This window comes from Paenibacillus pasadenensis (genome assembly GCF_023715725.1).
Taxonomy (GTDB): domain Bacteria; phylum Bacillota; class Bacilli; order Paenibacillales; family Paenibacillaceae; genus Paenibacillus_O; species Paenibacillus_O pasadenensis_A.
Genome location: NZ_JAMBOT010000001.1, coordinates 287418 through 306552 on the forward strand (window position 1 = coordinate 287418; position 19135 = coordinate 306552).

At 55.2% G+C, this 19135-nt stretch carries 20 protein-coding genes; all 20 read right to left on the reverse strand.

The window, feature by feature from the left end; translation table 11 throughout:
• Position 1: 1 nt before the first annotated feature.
• The 20 genes from M3223_RS01330 to M3223_RS01425 all read right to left on the reverse strand — a co-directional run bounded on the left by M3223_RS01330 (position 2) and on the right by M3223_RS01425 (position 19089).
• Entirely contained in the window at positions 2-463 is a 462-nt protein-coding gene (locus M3223_RS01330; protein WP_251558180.1) for a chemotaxis protein CheW, read from the reverse strand.
• 23 nt (positions 464-486) lie between these two features.
• Positions 487-2538, reverse strand: coding sequence for a chemotaxis protein CheA (locus M3223_RS01335; RefSeq protein ID WP_251558182.1), 2052 nt, complete (start codon positions 2536-2538; stop codon positions 487-489).
• A gap of 28 nt (positions 2539-2566) precedes the next feature.
• Complete coding sequence (gene cheB, locus M3223_RS01340) at positions 2567-3988, reverse strand: chemotaxis-specific protein-glutamate methyltransferase CheB (RefSeq protein ID WP_251558184.1); 1422 nt, start codon at positions 3986-3988, stop codon at positions 2567-2569.
• A gap of 25 nt (positions 3989-4013) precedes the next feature.
• Positions 4014-4898: a MinD/ParA family protein gene (locus M3223_RS01345; protein ID WP_251558186.1), complete on the reverse strand. Its 885-nt coding sequence runs from the start codon at positions 4896-4898 to the stop codon at positions 4014-4016.
• Positions 4891-6216 carry a flagellar biosynthesis protein FlhF gene (gene flhF / locus M3223_RS01350; protein WP_251558188.1) on the reverse strand — a complete coding sequence of 442 codons (1326 nt, stop codon included), beginning with the start codon at positions 6214-6216 and terminating at the stop codon, positions 4891-4893. Before flhF ends, M3223_RS01345 begins: the two co-directional genes overlap by 8 nt.
• Positions 6213-8246: a flagellar biosynthesis protein FlhA gene (gene flhA, locus M3223_RS01355; protein WP_251558190.1), complete on the reverse strand. Its 2034-nt coding sequence runs from the start codon at positions 8244-8246 to the stop codon at positions 6213-6215. The genes flhF and flhA overlap by 4 nt, the downstream gene beginning before the upstream one ends.
• 35 nt (positions 8247-8281) lie before the next feature.
• Positions 8282-9403: a flagellar biosynthesis protein FlhB gene (gene flhB / locus M3223_RS01360; RefSeq protein ID WP_251558191.1), complete on the reverse strand. Its 1122-nt coding sequence runs from the start codon at positions 9401-9403 to the stop codon at positions 8282-8284.
• Positions 9400-10188: a flagellar biosynthetic protein FliR gene (fliR, locus tag M3223_RS01365; RefSeq protein ID WP_251558193.1), complete on the reverse strand. Its 789-nt coding sequence runs from the start codon at positions 10186-10188 to the stop codon at positions 9400-9402. The genes flhB and fliR overlap by 4 nt, the downstream gene beginning before the upstream one ends.
• 9 nt (positions 10189-10197) lie before the next feature.
• The gene (gene fliQ, locus M3223_RS01370) at positions 10198-10467 is read right to left on the reverse strand and encodes a flagellar biosynthesis protein FliQ (RefSeq protein ID WP_251558195.1); all 270 of its coding nucleotides are present in this window, start codon (positions 10465-10467) and stop codon (positions 10198-10200) included.
• A gap of 22 nt (positions 10468-10489) precedes the next feature.
• Positions 10490-11227, reverse strand: coding sequence for a flagellar type III secretion system pore protein FliP (gene fliP / locus M3223_RS01375; protein ID WP_435367990.1), 738 nt, complete (start codon positions 11225-11227; stop codon positions 10490-10492).
• An 11-nt stretch (positions 11228-11238) separates the two neighbouring features.
• Positions 11239-11886: a flagellar biosynthetic protein FliO gene (locus M3223_RS01380; RefSeq protein WP_251558197.1), complete on the reverse strand. Its 648-nt coding sequence runs from the start codon at positions 11884-11886 to the stop codon at positions 11239-11241.
• Between the two features lie 3 nt (positions 11887-11889).
• Positions 11890-12252 (reverse strand): response regulator, encoded by a 363-nt coding sequence (locus M3223_RS01385; protein ID WP_251558199.1) that lies wholly within the window; start codon positions 12250-12252, stop codon positions 11890-11892.
• A gap of 24 nt (positions 12253-12276) precedes the next feature.
• Positions 12277-13494, reverse strand: a complete 1218-nt coding sequence (gene fliY, locus M3223_RS01390; protein WP_251558201.1) for a flagellar motor switch phosphatase FliY — start codon at positions 13492-13494, stop codon at positions 12277-12279.
• The gene (fliM, locus tag M3223_RS01395; protein ID WP_251558203.1) at positions 13484-14485 is read right to left on the reverse strand and encodes a flagellar motor switch protein FliM; all 1002 of its coding nucleotides are present in this window, start codon (positions 14483-14485) and stop codon (positions 13484-13486) included. Before fliM ends, fliY begins: the two co-directional genes overlap by 11 nt.
• A 32-nt stretch (positions 14486-14517) precedes the next feature.
• Entirely contained in the window at positions 14518-14988 is a 471-nt protein-coding gene (locus tag M3223_RS01400; RefSeq protein WP_251558206.1) for a flagellar basal body-associated FliL family protein, read from the reverse strand.
• Between the two features lie 4 nt (positions 14989-14992).
• Positions 14993-15211 (reverse strand): flagellar FlbD family protein, encoded by a 219-nt coding sequence (locus tag M3223_RS01405; protein WP_251558207.1) that lies wholly within the window; start codon positions 15209-15211, stop codon positions 14993-14995.
• 79 nt (positions 15212-15290) lie between these two features.
• Positions 15291-16106, reverse strand: coding sequence for a flagellar basal body rod protein FlgG (gene flgG / locus M3223_RS01410; RefSeq protein ID WP_251558209.1), 816 nt, complete (start codon positions 16104-16106; stop codon positions 15291-15293).
• Between the two features lie 32 nt (positions 16107-16138).
• Entirely contained in the window at positions 16139-16645 is a 507-nt protein-coding gene (locus M3223_RS01415; RefSeq protein ID WP_251558211.1) for a flagellar hook capping FlgD N-terminal domain-containing protein, read from the reverse strand.
• A 21-nt stretch (positions 16646-16666) separates the two neighbouring features.
• Entirely contained in the window at positions 16667-18178 is a 1512-nt protein-coding gene (locus M3223_RS01420; RefSeq protein ID WP_251558213.1) for a flagellar hook-length control protein FliK, read from the reverse strand.
• Positions 18179-18192: 14 nt separating this feature from the next.
• Positions 18193-19089, reverse strand: coding sequence for a MotE family protein (locus M3223_RS01425; protein WP_251558214.1), 897 nt, complete (start codon positions 19087-19089; stop codon positions 18193-18195).
• Positions 19090-19135: the final 46 nt, after the last annotated feature.

Below are 19135 nucleotides of genomic sequence, written 5' to 3' on the forward strand. Positions count from 1 at the left end.
GTCAAGCCTCCATCTGTTCAAGCTGCACAAGCTCGGCTTTGTTCAGCACCTCGGAAAGATTCAGCATGACGAGCAGTCTGCCCCCGTCGGTTTTGGCAATGCCCCGCAAATATTTCGCTTGAATGCCTCCGACCACTTCCGGCGGAAGCTCGATGTTGTCGCTGTTAATATCCGTTACGTCGCTGGCTTGATCCACGATGAAGCCAACCTCCAGCTCGCCGGAGTTGACGATAATAATACGGGTGGCGTCGGTCGTTTCAACCTCAGCCAGTCCGAACCGTCCGCGCAGATCGATGACAGGAACAACAACGCCGCGCAAATTAACGACTCCCTTTACAAACGGCGGCGTTTTAGGCACGCGGGTAATCGGCATTATTCGCTCCACCGTTTTGACCTTGTCGACCTCGATGCCGTACTCCTCTTCGCCAAGCGCGAATACGATAACCTTGATTTCTTCTCCCATGGCCATTTCCTCCCTAGCTAGTCTTATTTGAAGAGCGCGTTCGGATCGATAATAAGTGCGACCTGGCCGTCCCCGAGAATCGTTGCCCCGGATACCGCAGGTGTTGGGCCGAGATATGCGCCCATCGACTTGAGCACGATGTCGCTTTGTCCGATAAAGTCGTCCACGATAACGGCCGCCCATTTTTCTCCTTTGCGGATGACGATGTACTCGCTCTCTTCCTCGACCTCCTCATGGAAATCAGGAGCTTCCAACACTTTGCTCAGCGACACAATTGGAATAACTGCATTGCGGTAGGTCATCATCCGGTTGCCGTGAACGCTCAAAATCGCATCCCGCTTCAAAATGCCGGTTTCAACGATCGAGGTCAGCGGAATCGCATATTTTTCGGAGCCAAGGCGCACAAGCATAGCCGTAATAATGGAAAGCGTCAGCGGCAGCTGAATGCTGAACTTGGAACCAAAGCCTTCTTTGCTTTCAACCGATACGTTGCCGCCAAGCGATACGATTTTGGTCCGAACGACGTCCAGCCCGACGCCGCGCCCGGAAAGATCGGAAATTTGATCTGCGGTGCTGAAGCCCGGGGCGAAGATCAGATTGCTGATTTCATCCGGAGTCAGCTTGGCTGCCTCTTGCTCGGAAAGCACGCCTTTCTCAATCGCCTTCGCTTTTACCTTCTCGCCGTTGATGCCCCTGCCATCCTCTTCCACTTCGATGAAAACATGGTTGCCGCTGTGGTAAGCCCGGAGCCAAATCGTGCCCGTCTCCGGTTTGCCGGCTTCAAGCCTGCCTTCCGTCGTCTCCAGCCCATGATCGAGCGAGTTGCGCAGCAGATGGACAAGCGGATCGCCGATTTCGTCGATGACGGTGCGGTCAAGCTCCGTATCCGCGCCAGTAATGACCAGCTCGACTTTTTTGTCCAGCGATTTGGCGATGTCGCGAATCATGCGCGGGAAACGGTTAAACACCGAATCGACCGGCACCATGCGCAGCTTCAGTACGATATCCTGCAGATCGGCGCTAATGCGCGACAGATGTTCAACCGTCTCGGTCAGCTCCGTTCGGCCGATTTCGCTGGACAGCTGCTCCAGGCGGGAACGGTCGATCAGCAGCTCGCTGAACAGATTGATAAGGGCGTCTAGCCTGTCAATATCAACGCGAATAGTGCGGTTCGCCACCGGCGCTGCCGGTTGTTTCCCTTCGGTGCGGGCCGGCTTGGCGGAGCGTGCCTGCTGCGCCTCAGCACCTGCTGATGCAGCCGTTCCAGCGCTTGCTGCAGCCGCCGGCTCAGGGCGGGCAAGCCGTTCCAGCGTCGCGGCGTCGAGCAGCTCGGCTCTTGCGGCTTCAACTTCCGATATGCCGCTAATCGCAGCCGTCAGCTGTTCTTCGCTGCCCGAAGTAACAAATATTACGGTGAAGGAGCGGTCAAATTTCTCCTGTTCCAAATCCGTGACGGAAGGAATAGATTTAACGACCTCTCCCTGTTCCTCCAGCACATTGAATACCATGTAGGCGCGAGCCGCTTTCAGCACACAGGACTCGACGAGCGATACGTCAATGCGCAGCGCCTTTAAACCGCTGTCCATCGATTGTTTGAGCACAGACAGCTGGAATTCGTCGATAGCCGCTTCTCCGGACGGCATGGACGCTACGGCGACAGCCGAAGCCGCGGCCGTTTCCGCACGGCTTTTGTAGCTGCCGTCAACGATGGATTTGAGCGAAGCGACGATGGAGCGGACATCCGCTTTGCCTTCGCCGCCGCCCTTGATATCCTCCACCATCGTCTCCAGCGCATCCAGCCCTTTGAACAGAACGTCAAAGATAAACTCGTCCATTGACAGCTTGCTGTTGCGCACCAGATCCAGCACATTTTCCATCTCATGGGTCAACGATGCCATATCTTCAAAGCCCATTGTCGCCGACATGCCCTTAAGCGTATGTGCAGAACGGAAGATGACTTGCACAAAGCTCAAATCGGCGGGATCGCCTTCCAGCTTCAGCAAATTCTCGTTGAGCGCCTGTAGGTGATCCTGCGATTCATCAATAAACATGGAGAGATATGCGTTCATATCCATAACGTGATCCACCTCCTGTAAAATGAAATCAGCGTGCGGAGCCGCCCGAGCAGCGGCTGTAAAGCTCACCGGCAATTAGCGGCAGCGGCAGCACGGTCTGGCAGCTGCCGTTCTCCACCGCGCTGCGCGGCATGCCGTAGACGACGCAGCTGTCCTCCGCCTCGGCAATCGTACTGGCAGCGCCGCTTTCCTTCAGCTCCAGCATGCCTCTGGAGCCGTCGCTGCCCATACCGGTCAAAATGACTGCATGCCGCTTCAGCTCCGTGAAAGGAACCAGCGAGCGGAAAAGCACGTCGACCGACGGCCTGTGACCGCTAACCGGATCGTTTTGCGTCAGGCGTATGAAGTAGCCGAGCTCGTCCCGCGCAAGCTCCATATGTCTGCCGCCCGGCGCCAAGTACGCCTCGCCGCTTCGTACCCGCTGCCCGTCTGCAGCCTCAAACACTCGCAACGGACCTGCTGCATCCAGCCGCTTCGCCAGCGACGCCGTGAAACGGGGCGGCATATGCTGCACCATCAGCACCGGCTCTTGTAGCTCCGCCGGAATTCCGGCCAGCAGCTCATGCAAAGCTCTTGGTCCGCCAGTGGAGGTGCCTACCGCAATCAGATGATTAAAAGCTGTCGTGCCGGCAGCCGGCTTAACCGCCGGAGTCTGCGCAAAAGCGGCATCATGCCGCTCCAGCCCATCCTTTCGGCCGGGCTGCCGGGCTGCAGCCGTTTCCCGACGCGCCTGCTCTGCGGCGCCGGCTGCTTCTTTGCCGGCTTGAGCCAGGCGTTCAGGACGGCTTCCCGTTTGATCCGCGCTAACCTTGGCGCCTCCGGCCGCCGGTTTCTTCCGGGGATCCGCTTCCTCTGTAATCTTAGAGGCATGCGCAGCAGCGTTGTCCGGCTGCGCCGCTTTGCTGCCAGCTTTGCCTGCCGTTCGAGCAGAGCCGGGAGCCGGGCCTGCATCCGGCTTTGCTTTGGATAAGGCGCTCTTCGGTAATAGTGCATCCGCCCCGCCAGGCGGCTGCCGAAGCGCCGAATGCTGGCGCTGCAGCCGCTCCCGGATCAGTACGGCAGTATGCAGCTTTTCGCGCAATAACCTTCCGATCGTCCCGATTTCACCGGGCGGCGACGATGCGGCCGGCTTGCGGATGAAGTCAAAAGCTCCTTGCTGCAGCGCTGCGATCGTTTGGGACGTATGCTCTTCGCTAATGCCGGAGAACATGATGACCGGCAGCGGATAAGCTGCCATAATTGGCCCCAGCGCTTCCAGTCCGTTCATTTCCGGCATTTCCAGATCGAGCGTCATCACATCCGGCTTTAGCCTTAAGACCGCCTCAATCGCTTCCTTGCCCGTACTGGCCATCCCCGCGATTTCAAAAGCAGGGTCCGCCTCAATCAGATCCTTGATGACGGCTCGCATAAAAGCCGAATCGTCCACAATCAGCACTCGAAATTGGGGCATGGCCAATCTCTCCTTCTATTGAAAGTCAAAGGCTGCGCTTGCGACCCAGCCATTGTTGAAAAAAGCCTTTGACCGTACGTGTGGAATCGCCGGTATGCGGAAGCTCCATATATGCTCTTGCTGCGGTCAGAATGTCACGGGACGCCTGGCATTCGGGAAACACGATTGAAAATGGCGACTGCCGCCTCACTGCCTTGCCGACATGAGGATCATCTGCGATCGCTCCGGCAAAGGGCAGGCTGACATTGAGAAACCGCTGCGCCGCCAGGTCCATCTTTTCAGCGGTCTGACGCCCTTCGCGCGAATCCGACGTCCGGTTGACGATCAGCTTGAACTTTGCTGCAGGATTGGAATGAGACACCATTTTAACCAGCGCATAAGCATCCGTAACGGAGGTTGGCTCCGGCGTTGTAACGATGATGCACTCGTGTGAAGCGTGGATAAATCGTTCCGCCTCCCGGCTCAGCCCTGCTCCCGTATCGAACAATATAAGATCGTACTCGCCCTGCAGCCGTCCGATCTCGCGGTCGGCTTGCTGCAGCTGCTCCTCCGTCAGGTGAAGCAGCTCCCGAAATCCTGATCCTCCGGCAATAAAATGCAGGCCGCCCGGTCCAAGCTGGATAATATCCCGAATGGAACGCTCCCCCTGGAAAAGATGGTAGAGAGAGTATGGCGCGGGAACGCCCATAAGCACATCCAGGTTCGCCATGCCTATGTCAGCGTCAAATACCAGCACTTTTTGTCCCAGCTTTTGCAGCGCCAAGGCAAAATTCAAGCTAAAATTCGACTTGCCCACCCCGCCCTTGCCGCTCGCCACCGTGATGATCCGGGTTTGTTTGGGAGCTTGATCCGGCTTGGCCCCGTTTCTTTGCAAAATCAAATTGCGCAGCGCCTGAGCCTGATCAGCCATGATCGTATTCCCCGAGCAATAGAGCGCTGTACTTGCGGCTGCCAAACGGCTCGATATCATCCGGCACCGTCTGGCCAAACGCCAGATACAGCGGCTGCAGCCGGTGCTCCAGCACCAGATTGAGCAGCGAGCCGTAGATCCGGGTTTCATCCAGCTTCGTGAAAATCGCCTTGTTTACTCCATGACGGATAAAGGGCAGAGCAACCGCCTCCATATCCGACGTTCTCGCCGTCAGACTTAACACCAGACAGGTTTCGGTGTCTTCGCCAGACTTGAGCAAGCTGTTCACCTCGTTGATTTGCAGCTCGCTCCGGTAGTTTCTGCCGGCCGTATCCATCAGGATCAGTTCCTTCTCCTCCAGCTGCTGGAAGGCGCGAGCCGACTCAGCCGGGGAAAATACAACCTCCAGCGGCACGCCGAGAATGTCGGCGTACGTGCGCAGCTGATCCACCGCCGCGATCCGGTACGTGTCGGCTGTTATCAGCCCGACGGAGCGTTTGTTTTTGAGCGTCTCCATTGCGGCCAGCTTGGCGATCGTTGTCGTTTTGCCAACTCCAGTCGGCCCGACAAAATGAACGGCCCGGAGGTTCGCCGCATCCGCAGCTCCCTCGAAAGGCTGCAGCCAATTCGTTATAAGCTCCTTGGCTTTTGTCCATAACGCCTCTCCGTTGTCGGCCAGCTGCTCGTAATCCGCTGCCTCTTGAAGCTCTTGAAGAAGTTTTTCACGCCAAACGGAAGCCACTTCCTGCTGCTCCATTCTTTCCAGCAGCTTTTTCACGGGAGCGGTTAATGCGTCCTGCGCCTGCTGGGCGGACAGCTGGCGCATCCAGGTTTTGATCCCGCGCATCTCCTGCAGCAGCTCCTCCTGCAAAACGCCGTTTACCTGCGGAGGAGCGGGAACGGAAGCCTGTACGGCAGGAGCTGCGGAATAGGCAGCCGCAGCTTGAGGCTGAGGCACAGCCGCTTGCGGCGGCGGCTCGGCAGCCGCTAAGCGCTCCTGCACCGCTGCAGCGGCCAGTCTTTGCGCAGTGAATGCTTCCTCGCGCGCCGCAACGGCGTCAGCCGCCGTCTCGGCTGGCCTAGCTGGTTGAGCCGGCGGCATCGGCTTGCTCCTGCCCGCAGCCGGTGTGCGGACAGCTCCCGCGCCGTCAGACTCCGCGGCCGCAATAACCTCGATGCGTTTTTTGCCGAACATGCCCAGAAACCCGCCTGTTCTGATTTCTTTTGTGCTGAGAATGACGGCATTGCTGCCTAAGTCTCCCCGGATCAGCGGAAGAGCCTCTGGGACAGCGCCGACTACGTATCGTTTTACCTTCACAAGTTCACCGTCCCTACGCTTTGGACTTCAACGGAGGGCTCCAGCTCGCTGTAGGAAAGCACCGGCACATCCCCCATCACCCGCTCAATAATTTGGCGGAGATACATGCGAATTGTTGGTGAAGCCAGTACGACCGGCGGATGCCCGGATTGAATCTGGCGGGACACTTGCTCGCTGATCCGGCTGCAAATCTGCTGTGAAGCGACCGGATCAATCGCCAGATAACTGCCCTGATCCGTCTGCTGTACGGACTCGGCAATCTTTTTCTCCAGTGCCGGACTGACGGTGATGACCTTCATCGAGCTGCCGTTGCCGCTAAACTGCTGCGTAATCTGCCTGGATAGCGCTTGACGCGCATACTCGGTCAGAATATCGGGGTCTTTCGTATAAAGGCCGTGATCCGCAAGCGTTTCGAAAATCGTGACGAGATCCCGGATCGAAATTTTTTCCTTGAGCAGCTTGGCAAGCACTTTCTGCACATCGCCGATGGTCATAACGGATGGGATAAGATCGTCCACTAGCGCCGGATAGGCTTCTCTGACGTTGTCCACAAGCGCCTTCGTTTCTTGGCGGCCAAGCAGCTCATGGGCATGACGTTTAATAATTTCGGTCAAATGTGTTGCAACGACGGACGGAGGATCCACAACGGTGTAACCCGACATTTCTGCGCGTTCCTTCGTTGCTTCATCGATCCAGAGCGCCGGCAGTCCAAAAGCCGGCTCTGTCGTTTCAATGCCGACGATCGATTCATCCTCAAACCCGGGACTCATCGCCAAGTAATGGTTGAGCAGCAAATCTCCCCTGGCGACTTGATTGCCCTTGAGCTTAATGACGTATTCGTTCGGCCGCAGCTGGATGTTGTCTCGAATCCGGATAACCGGAACGACCAGCCCGAGCTCAAGCGCGCACTGCCGCCGGATCATAATGATCCGGTCCAGCAAGTCCCCGCCCTGCTGCGTATCAGCGAGCGGTATAAGCCCATAGCCAAATTCGAATTCGATCGGATCGACCTGCAGCAGGCTGACGACGCTTTCCGGGCTGCGGACCTCCTCGATCTGCTGCTCCTCCACAAGCTGTTCCTGCTCCTGCTGCTGCCGGCTCTGCGCCCCCTGCATCTTCCAGCCGAGATAAGCCAGCAATCCGGCAATTGGGAACGTGCGGATAATGCCGATTGGCGTAAACAGTCCCAGCAGTGCAATCGTGCCCGCTACGACATAAAGCAGCTGCGGATAACGCATGATTTGCGAGCTGAGATCATGCGCCAGATTTCCTTCCGATGCGGCACGGGTTACGATAAGGCCTGCTGCAGTGGAAATGAGCAGCGCCGGAATCTGGCTGACCAGACCGTCGCCGATCGTCAGAATAGAATAGGTTTGAAGCGCTTCGCCAAAACCCATGCCCTTGACGGTCATGCCGATAATAAAACCGCCCAGCAGGTTGATAATCAGAATGATGATGGATGCGATCGCATCGCCCTTAACGAATTTGCTGGCGCCGTCCATCGAACCGTAAAAGTCGGCCTCACGCTCGATTTTGGAGCGGCGCGACCGCGCCTGCTGCTCGTTAATCAGGCCGGCGTTGAGGTCGGCGTCGATGCTCATTTGTTTGCCCGGCATAGCGTCCAGCGTAAACCTTGCGGCGACCTCAGCGACACGTTCCGAACCTTTCGTAATGACGATGAACTGAACGACGACCAGAATGAGGAACACGACAAAGCCGATGGCGACCTGGCCCCCGGCAACCCAGTTGCCGAAGGTCATAACCACCTCACCCGCATGCGCATGAACGAGAATGTTGCGCGTGGTCGATACGTTGAGGGCGAGCCTGAACAGCGTCGTAATCAGCAGCAGCGCCGGGAAGATGGAAAAATCCAGCGCTTCTTTCGTATTCATCGCTATTAAGAGAATGATAAGCGCGACCGATATGTTGATTACGAGCAGGACGTCCATCAGGAAAGTAGGAACAGGGATAACCATCATCATAACGATGCCGATAATCCCCACCAAAATTGCCAGGTCCCTCAGTTTCATGACGAATGCCTCCGCTTAACTCGTTTATTTACTCGTTATCTTGCTTTGCTGCGGCCCTTCAGCTTGTACACATAGGCCAGAACTTCCGCGACGGCCTGGAACAGATCGGCCGGAATCGTATCGCCGATATCCGCACGATCGTAAAGCGCTCTTGCGAGCGGCCGGTTTTCCATCGTCGTAACGCCGTTTTCCTTGGCGATTTCCCGAATCCGCAGCGCAACGTAATCAACGCCTTTAGCCAGAATTACGGGAGCTTCCATTTTGGAGCCGTCATACTTGATAGCAATGGCGTAGTGAGTCGGGTTGGTGATGACAACATCTGCTTTCGGAACTTCCTGCATCATGCGCTGCAAGGCCATTTTGCGCTGGCGTTCCTTGATTTTGCCTTTAATGAGCGGGTTGCCCTCGGTTTTCACGTATTCGTCCTTGATATCCTGCTTGGACATGCGCAGACCTTTTTCGTGTTCGTAGCGTTGATAGAAATAGTCCAGCACAGCGATGACGACTAACAGCATGGCGAACTGCATGCCCAGCTTAAGCGTCAAGCCCGAGGTGAAGGCGAATATCGACTCGATCGGCACATGTCCGAGCAGGAGAATCCGGTCCCACTCTCCCCAAATCGCCATAAACACAACAATTCCGACGACGACCAGCTTCAGAATGCTTTTTAGAAACTCCACGACCGACCGCATCGAGAAAATGTTTTTGAAGCCTTTAATCGGATCAAGCTTTTTGAAATCCGGCTTCAGCGGTTCGCCTGTAAGCAGAAATCCGACCTGCGCGTAGTTGACGAGCAGCGCCGCTATAAAAGCCAGCAGCAGGATCGGCGACAGCAGAATAAGGATTTGAACCATAATGTTGTAAAAAAGAGACATCACATTGCCGTCGGTCAGCTCCAGCGTAAGCCAGTCGTTGAACAGGCTGCCGAACAGACGATAAACTCTTTCTTTGTAAAAGCCGCCAAGCATATAGAAGCTGCCGAAAACAAACAGGATGATAAAAGCGCCGGGAAGCTCATGGGTTTTGGCGACCTGGCCTTTGTCTCTGGCCTCTTGTTTTTTCTTCGGCGTTGCATCCTCGGTCTTTTCTCCGTTAAACAGTTGAAGGTTAACCCGGTAGCGCAGCTTGGACATCCCGATCGCCTCCTTCCCGTTCATTCGGCCGCTCCTTGCAGCGCACCGAAAAACTTGCCCATAAAATCGAACATGAAGGAAAATAAATGTTCGAACAAGGTGCCAAGCGATGGCATCAGCAGCACGAGCAGCAGGAAGCCGATCAAAATTTTAAGCGGAACGCCGATAACAAATACATTGTATTGAGGAGCCGTCCGGGCCAAAAAGCCAAGTCCGACATCCGTCAGGAACATCGCCACGATGATCGGAGCGCCGATCTGCAGCGCCAGCAGGAACGACTGGGAGAACGCCTGAACGAGAAATTCGGTTACGGTTCCGTTGGCGATATAACCAAACAGATTGGGTTCCAGCGGGATCCACCGATAGCTGTTCATCAATGCCTGCAGCAGATAGAGATGGCCGTTCATCGTCAGAAACAGCAGCGTCAGCACCATGTATTTGAAATTGCCTGTTATCGGGGCCGATACGCCGGTCATCGGATCAACAACGTTGGCCATTGCAAAACCGACCTGAAGGTCGATAAAAGCTCCAGCCGTCTGCACGGTCGTAAAAAAGAGATATACGATAAAACCTAACAGCAGGCCAACCATTATCTCTTGCACTAGCGTCAGCATATAAAGCGCATTTGGTGTAATCTGTTTTGTTGTCCCGTAGGTTAGATAGACTAAAAAAGAGACAAAAAAGCCGATTCCGACTTTGAACTTTGCCGGAACGGTCCGGGCTGCAAAAACAGGCGCTACGACAAAAAAGGAAGTAATTCGACAAAAAATCAGCAGAAAAACAGGAAAACCTTGTACAAATAGCTCCATAACGCCCGCCTACCCGATGTAATTGTGCAGGTTGTTCAGCAGGTTGTACGTAAAGTCGACCAAGGTGCTTAATATCCAAGGCCCGAATATGAGCACCGCAGCGAACACCGCTACAATTTTGGGCACAAAGGCCAGAGTCTGCTCCTGAATCTGCGTAGTTGCCTGAAAAATACTGATGATCAATCCAACGACAAGTCCCAGAATGAGCATGGGAGCGCTGGCTTTAAGGACAACCATAATCGCCTGCCCGGCCAGCCCGATAACAAAATCCGAATTCATGCCGTATTTCCTCCCGCTTGAATCACGAAGAACTGAAGCTGAGCAGCAGCGATTTGACGATCAAGTACCAGCCGTCAACGAGTACGAACAGCAAAATCTTGAACGGCAGCGATATCATGACCGGCGGAAGCATCATCATCCCCATCGCCATCAGCGTACTGGATACGACCATATCGATGATGAGGAATGGGATAAAGATCATGAAGCCCATCTGAAACGCCGTTTTCAGCTCGCTGATCGCATAAGCCGGCACAAGCACCGTGAGGGAAATATCCTCGTACGTTTTCGGCTTTTCCGCTTTGGAGTAGTTTAGAAAGAGCAGCAAATCCTTCTCCCGCGTATGCTGAAACATAAACTTTTTCATCGGCTTGGCCGCTTCTTCCAACGCTTGCGTCTGCGTCAGCTCGCCTTTGAGATAGGGCTGGACCGCGACCTGGTTCACCTGTGACAACGTAGGCGACATGATGAACAGCGTTAGAAACAGCGCGAGTCCGATCAGCACCTGATTCGGCGGCATCTGCTGTGTTCCGAGCGAAGTCCGCACAAACCCCAGCACAATGACTATGCGTGTAAAGCTGGTCATTAAGATCAGAATCGACGGCGCAAGGGTAAGGACCGTTATGAGCAAAACGAGCGATATCGCACTCGTGCCGCCCGACTCTTCCCCGCCAATGCTGATGTCGATTCCCGGAAGCGGCTCCGCGAAGGCGGTATGCTGCAATGCAAGCGATAGCGCGCCGGCAGCCAGCAGCGACATCATCCATTTCCTTTTCATTCTTCTCTCAACCGTTCCCTGTCTCTGGTTTCCTGCAACAGCTGCTCCAGCTCCTCTTGCTGCCGGGACTGCTGCTCCAGCTTTTGTTGAAGCATCGTTTCAAACCGTTTGGCATCAGTTCCTTCACCGCTGCTCGCTTCGGGCGCTTTGCTGCCGGTAAGCTTGTCTTGCAGCAGCTTCATCCATTCGGCTGCCGGCCTTGCGGCTGCTGCAGCTTCCTGTGCGGCGAGCTGTTTGCGAACCGCCTCAACTGCTTCCGGGTCCGAAATGACGTCCAGTGCGGCTACGTCGTCCCCGACGCCGAGTACATAAATTCTGCCCGCAGCCTCTACCAGCTGGATCGATTTCCCCTGCGCAAGCGTAAGTCCGCCGAGCGATTTCATTGCTCTGGGTCCACTCCACAGCTGGCTGCGCTTTGACATAAAGCGAATCAGCAGTACAATCAGCCCGACGACAAGCGCCAGAGCCGCGATCATCCAGATCATGCTTCCCATCATGCTGCCTGAGCTGAACTGCGGTGCTTCCTCCAGGCCCGGCACCGGGGAAGAGAACAAGGACGTTCCTTCCCCTGGCGCGGAGCTTGCAGCTGGAGTATTGGCCGCAGACCCGCTTAATGCGAGTGCTTGGATGTTGATAATGCTCACAGATTAACCCAGCGTTTTCTTGATGGCCTCGATAACACGGTCCGCTTGGAACGGCTTGACGATAAAGTCTTTGGCGCCTGCCTGAATGGCGTCAATAACCATCGCCTGCTGTCCCATTGCGGAGCACATAATCACCTTAACGTTGCTGTCCATTTTTTTAATTTCCTTAAGCGCGGCGATTCCGTCCATCTCAGGCATCGTGATGTCCATTGTAATCAGATCCGGCTTAAGTTCCTTGTATTTTTCAATGGCCTGAGAGCCGTCCTGTGCTTCGCCTACGACCTCATAGCCGTTTTTAGTGAGAATATCGCGAATCATCATTCGCATAAAGGCAGCATCATCAACGATAAGAATACGGTTTGCCATTGTCATTTCCTCCCAGGATGTAAGTTACTGAATTTTTGCGATGCGGTCCCATTGGCTGACAATATCGGTCACCCGGACACCAAAATTCTCGTCTATGACGACAACTTCGCCTTTTGCAATTAACTTGTTGTTAACTAAAATATCAACCGGCTCGCCTGCAAGTTTATCCAGCTCGATAATCGAGCCTTGGGATAACTCCAAAATGTCTTTGATCTGCTTTTGCGTTCTGCCCAGCTCAACAGTTACTTTAAGCGGAATATCAAGCAGCAGTCCGAGATTTGTCTCGTCCGGACGGTCAAATCCGGTGTTTTGGAAGCCTCCAAATTGAACCGGCTGTACGCTGACGTTGCGGCCGACAGGCGTTCCAAACGTTTGCGGGCCTGCCGCTGCGGCTGGCGCCATTGGATCTGGATACGGCTGCTGATACTGAGGGGCCATTTGCGTCGGTGCCGGCTCATGGGCTGCAGGCGCCGTATAGGCCGGTTCGGCAGCAGGTGCTGCCGGTGCTGCTGGTGCCGGTGCGGAAGGAGCTGCCGCTGCCGCCTCTTCGGAACCGGAGCCTCCCATAAGCGAATCTACCATCTGTTTTGCAAATGCAACCGGAAGCAGCTGCATAATCGTGGAATCGATCAAATCGCCAATCATGAGACGGAAGCTGATTTTGATAAACACATCTTCCGGCGGAAGCTGCTGAAGGCCGCCCCCTTGCTCAACATCGAGAATGTCGATTCCCGGCGGCGAAATGTTCACCATCCGGTTGAAAATCGTTGACATGGACGTCGCGGACGAGCCCATCATCTGGTTCATCGCTTCCTGAACCGCGCTGATATGAATATCCGTCAGCTCCGGATTATTAGCGATTCCTTCTCCGCCAAGCATCAGGTCCGCAATGACTCCGGCATCTCTCGTTTTGATTACGAGCGAGTTGATGCCTTCGAATCCTTCCACATAACTGACCGATACAGCTACATGCGGTTTAGGAAACTCGTCACCGAGCTCCGAGCGGCGAATCAGCGACACCTGAGGAGTCGTGATATCCACTTTGCGGCCCAGCAGCGTCGAAAGCGCCGTAGCTGCGCTGCCAAACGTAATGTTGCCGATCTCGCCAAGCGCATCCTGCTCAATGCCGGTTAAAAAATGTTCAATTTTGTCCTCGCCCGCCGACGGCGGTTCGGATTCGCCCGAGCTCTGCCGAAGCAGCGCATCGATTTCCTCCTGGGACAAATAATCCTTACTCGTCATAGTCTTCATCCGCTCCTTCACTTACGATCTCGTCGACCTGGACCGCAAGCCGGTCACGGACCGACCCCGGGCTGCCGATAAACTTCAGCTTTTCTCCAACCTTGATGTGGAGTCCCTCGCCCACGGGCTTTTTCAGGGAAATGACATCGCCTGCCGCAAGACTCATAAACTCGCGGACAGTGATGGAAGATTCGCCAAGCTCAGCGATAATGGGAAGCTTCGCCTTATGTACCCGCTGCTCCAGCATTTCCACTTCTTCGGGAACTCTGGATTTTTTCTGGGACACGAACCAGTGATGCACGGAAAGCCTCGGCATGATCGGCTCGATGACGACATGCGGGATACATAAGTTGATCATGCCCGTCGTGTCGCCGATTTTAGTGCTTAGCGAGATGAGAGCGATTGTTTCGTTTGGCGATACAATTTGCATGAACTGCGGATTCGTTTCCAGCGAATCCATCCTTGGAGAAATGTCGATGACCGTTTTCCAGGCTTCCTGCAAACTCTCAAACGCGCGGCTGAAAATTTTCTCCATAATCATCGTTTCGATTTCCGTCAGAGCGCCGATTTTGGACGGGGCCGTTCCAGAACCTCCCAACACGCGGTCCACCATCGCATACGCAACGTTAGGGTGAACCTCCAGCACCATTCGGCCTTCCAGCGGCTCGGCTTCAAAAATGTTCAAAATCGTCATTTTTGGGATGGAACGAATAAATTCGTCATATGGAAGCTGCTCTACCTGTACGACGCTTATTTGCACGAACGTCCGCAGCTGAGCGGAAAAATAAGTGGTCAGGAAGCGGGCAAAATTCTCGTGTATACGGGTCAAGCTGCGAATATGATCCTTGGAGAACCGTACAGCGCGCTTAAAATCGTAGGAACGGATTTTTTTCTGGCTTTCTTCCTTTTTCAGCTCTTCTGCATCCATCTCGCCCGAAGAAAGCGCGGCCAGCAGCGCGTCAATTTCATTTTGGGACAGTACATCTACCACTCTCTCTCACCTCCTTGCCTGATGCCGTGGGATTAAATGTCGGTCAGAAGATAGTCGGTTATCGACACTTTGACCAGTTTACCTTCCGGCAAAATCTTGTTGACCTCGTTGAGCAGCTTTGCTTCTAGCGCGTCCTGTCCTTTTGAGCCTTGCAGCTCCTCGGCGGTCGTGTCCGCAAGAATGCGGTTAATAATCGGTTTGACGGCGATATCCTTGATCTGGTCAAGCTCTTCCTTCGCCTTTTTCTTGTCCAGCTGAAAAGCGAAATTAATCATGACGAGCTTTTCATCGCCCTTTAAGTTGCGTTTGATGTCCTTAAGCTCCAGCGTTACGGCCAGCCGTTCCTCGGCGCTCATCTGTTTAACCGAAGCTGCGGCTGTTTTGCCCTCTGCCGTTTTTTCCTCCGGGCTTCCTAGAATGGAGTTGTATAGAAAAACAGCCACTACGGCAATCAAAGATATTGCCAGCAAGGTCGTAATCAACCAGGGAAGCATTTTTTTCATGCGGTTATTCCTCCGTCGCTGCGCCCTTCACGAAAGCGGCCGTTAGTCCAATGGCGCGCTGATAGTCGACGATGCGGCCTACCAGCACCTCGGCTGATTCCTGAATGACCATTTTTTTGCCGGTGGTCATCGTAATGAGCGTATCCGGCGTCTCTTCGATCAGCTCGATCAGCAAAGCGTTGATAACAAGCTTGCTGCCGTTCAATCGTGTAACTTGGATCATCGTTATCCCTCCTGACCGTTAACCGCCGCGCAACCGCCAAACGGCAATTACGCGGGGACCGGAGCGTTAGCCGCTATGATTAACGCTTCAGGTTGACAAGCTCCTGCAAAATTTCGTCGGAAGTAGTGATAATGCGGGAATTCGATTGGAAACCGCGCTGAGCGACAATCATTTCCGTGAATTCGCTCGTCAGATCGACATTGGACATTTCCAGCTGGCCGGCAACAATTGTGCCGCTTCCCGTCTCCGGATCTCCCGGAATTCCGATTGCCAGTTCCTCCAGACCGGAGTTGACCGTTGCACGGTACAGATTTGAGCCCATTTTTTCCAGACCGTTCGGGTTCTGCACCTGAACAACGCCGATTGTAGCAATCGCATCTCCGGTAGTACCGTCAGCATTGATGCCCGTTATGACGCCATCTTTACCGATGGAGTAGGCGCTGACTTCAGCCAGCGAGATCGGCTCGCCGTCGGAGCTGAGCACCAGTCCTCCGTCTGCGGTAACGAGCTGGCCAGCGGCGTCAACGGTGAAGTTGCCGGCGCGGGTCAGATAAAACCCGTCTTCCATCCCTGCAGGACGAACCGCGAAAAATCCATCGCCGTCGATGCGCAGATCGGTTGGAACGTTTGTTGTCATTGCGCTGCCCGCCGTATGAACCGCATCCACCGAAGAGACGGTAACGCCAAGACCAACTTGCTGAGCATTTTTGCCGCCGCGCACACCTTCCTCCGCTTGGCTTGCTCCCGCTACGGTCTGGCTGAGGATGTCTTGGAACATGACACGGCCGGACTTGAAGCCTACCGTATTCACGTTGGCGATATTGTTGCCGATTACGTCCAGTTTCGTTTGGAAACCGCGCATGCCGGATACTCCCGAATACATCGATCTAAGCATTGTTGTTTGCCTCCATTAGATAGATTTAGTAGTTAAACCAGCGCTTCATCGGGTGCCGGCGCTTCTTCTTCCCCGCCGGACTCGTTTCCATTCCCGGTTTCGTCACCGACCTGCTTCAGCGCGTCGATCGGTACGTTTTTGCCGCCAGACACGATGTATTGCCGTCCGTCTTTCAAAATAATCGATTCTACAATTCCGCTTTCCGACGTGAGCTTGCCGGCCGCATCGTATACATCCCATTGGACCGTCTTGCCGATCAGATCGGAAGTAAGTCCCAGATTCTGGCCTTGCACGTTCAACTGGCCGGAAATGTTCGTCAGCTGCTCAACAGAGGAGAATTGCGCCAGCTGGGCGATGTAAGTTGTATTGTCGGCCGGTTTGAGCGGGTCCTGATATTTAAGCTGGGCCACAAGCAGCTGCAGAAACGCGTCTTTGCCCAGCGTGGAGTTGTCCATCGTGGTTGATCCCGCGCTGGCGTTTTTTTGACTGATGTAAGGGTAAATGGAGTTGTTGTTGTTGTTTACTCCGCCAGAAGCCATAAGCTCATCTCCCGTTTTCGATTAGGCCGTAGCGTTAACCGCCCGTCCAAAGCCAAGCTCGCGGATCGCCGTTTGCACAGCAGCGTCGGCCTCTCTGACAGCCGATTCCTCCGATGCCGCTCTATCTCCGGCAGAGCCCTGGCGCTGCTGGCCTCCGCTCTGTCCCTGCTGTCCGAAGGACAGGCTCGCCTGAAGCTGGCTGCTAACCTCCATCCGCTCTACCTGAATGCCCTGCAGCTGCAGCGTTTGCCTTAACTGAGCCAGCTGGTTTTCAATCGCTTCTCTTGCTGCAGGCGTATCGGCGAGGAATGTTGCCGTTAGATGTCCATTCTGCATATAAAGCTTAATGTCAACCTGACCCAGATGCTCCGGGTTAAGCACGATTCTAGCTTCAGCCGCCTGATCTGACGATGTAATGCTCAGCTTTTGCAGCATGAGCCCGCCCATTTCCTCGGCAAACTTGTGCACATTCACTACTGGAACAGCTGCCGCAGGAGCCGCCGCGTTAGAAACGGTTCCCGGCGCTGAGCTGCCGTTTACGGCAACAAAGCTCTGAATCTGCTCTTGCGGCGCAGCCGCCGGTGCATTTGCGCCAGCGGCTGCTCCAGCTTCAACGCCTCCTGCTGCTGGTGCAGATGGAGTGCTTTGCTGAGCTTCAACCGCTGCCCGGACATGCACCGAGGATGCGTTCATCCGAGCAAGAAGAGCTGCTGCCGCAGGTGCGTTAGCCGCAGTGCCTTTGCCTAGAGCGCCCTGCCCTTCAATTGGCGAAAGTTTATCGCCGTCAACGGCATTTGGACCGCCTTTTAGCAGCGATTCCAGCTTGCCAAGCTGCTGCTGAATGGTGCCTGCTGCAGCCTGATTGCCGATTTTGAGCTCCTTGCCGGCCTCAAGCGCCTGGCTCAGCATGAGCAGCGACTCTACAACGGCCCCTTTGGCCCCGCTGCCTGCGGCGCCGGCTCCGCTGATGTCCAGCCCATCGGCTGACTCTCCGCCTTGTGCAACAAGCAGCTGTTGGACTGGAAGCCCAAGCAGTGCGAGCAAAGCGCTCAGCTCGGACGCTGCGGACTGCCACTCTTGCTGCGACAGCTCCAGCTGCTCTTCGCCATCTGCAAACAGCTGGTCCAGAAGCTCTCCAAGCTGTTGGAGCAAATCATCCGAATCAATAACCGGTGCCTGCTCCGCCGCAGCGGCTTCACCTGTTGCGGCCGGAGCATTTACTACGGCTTCACCTGCTGCGGGAGCGGTTGCACCGTTTTCCTGCACGCCGGCTAACAGACTTTGCGCCGCTTGGAGCAGCGCCGCCGCTGCAGCCTGTGCAGAGCCGTCGCCGGCTGCTGCTGAATTTTGCGCCGCCGCAGCGTCCAGGCCTTGCGCCCCCCCGGCAGTTGAAGTCTGAACGCTGCCCATCACCTGCTGAAACGATTGCCCAGATGCGCCTGTGGTTGCACCTGCCTGTCTTGCGGCAGCCGATCCGGAGACGGCCCCTGAGCTTGCCGGTTGTGCAACCGGCTGTGATACTGCCATATCCATGCGCTGAGCCCCCTTTATTTGCCTGCCATCAGCTTGGCAACAAGCTGAGAGGTCGTATCCTCGTCCAGGTTCGACATCTCGCCTACAATAGTAGAGCGAGCCCCGTCGCTAACCGCACCAAGAATGCGCAGAACCTTGCTCGGGCTGACATCCGCCATTTTGAGCAGCAGCGGAGCCGCCTGGGCAGCGCTCATGCTTTCAAACGTTTTGGTCAGCTGCTCCTGGCTCAAAATGGTCGATGTGTTTGTGGATGAGGTGCCTTCCAGCTGAAGCCTCGATTGCAGTGCAGCGAGCTGCTGGTCTTTAACAGGCTCGTCGTCTTTCATGCGTGCTGCCGTTTCAGCCGCTCGCTTCGGATCCATTTTGGCCAAAATTGCGCCTTGCGCTCTAGAGTCCATCGAACCCAGAATCAGGACCGATTCCTCAAGCGTCATGTTCTGAAGAATCGGCGCGGCTTTGCTCGCGGTCATGGAAGCGAACATCCCCGCCAGCTCTTCGATTTTGCTCTGATACTGCTCTGCGCTCAGCTTTTCTTCCTCGCCGCTCTTAATAAGAGTGTCAATCTGGTCTTGCAGCGATTTTATCTGTGCTTCCAGCTGAGTTTTTTCATCCGTCGCCGTCGTCAGCTTGCCTTTGGCATCCTGCAGCTCTGCCTGCAGGCTCGCCAACTGTTTGCGGTCAAGCTCTCTCGTATTGGCCGGAGGCGTATTCTCGCTGCCCTTTGCCTGCGGCAGCAATGCTCCTACCACGGGAATATCGCGTCCTGCATCGATCATCCGCTCCCTTAAAGATGGATTGAATACGATAAACAGAACCATGACGAGAACGATTGTGAACAGCAGCGGAGTCACAAAAAAGAGAAATTTCTCCATGCCGCTGTAGCCTTGCTTTTCCAAATCATCTTTTGCCACTTGTCATCCCTCCCGGGGGCACCGCACTTGCGCGCTTTCCCGTATG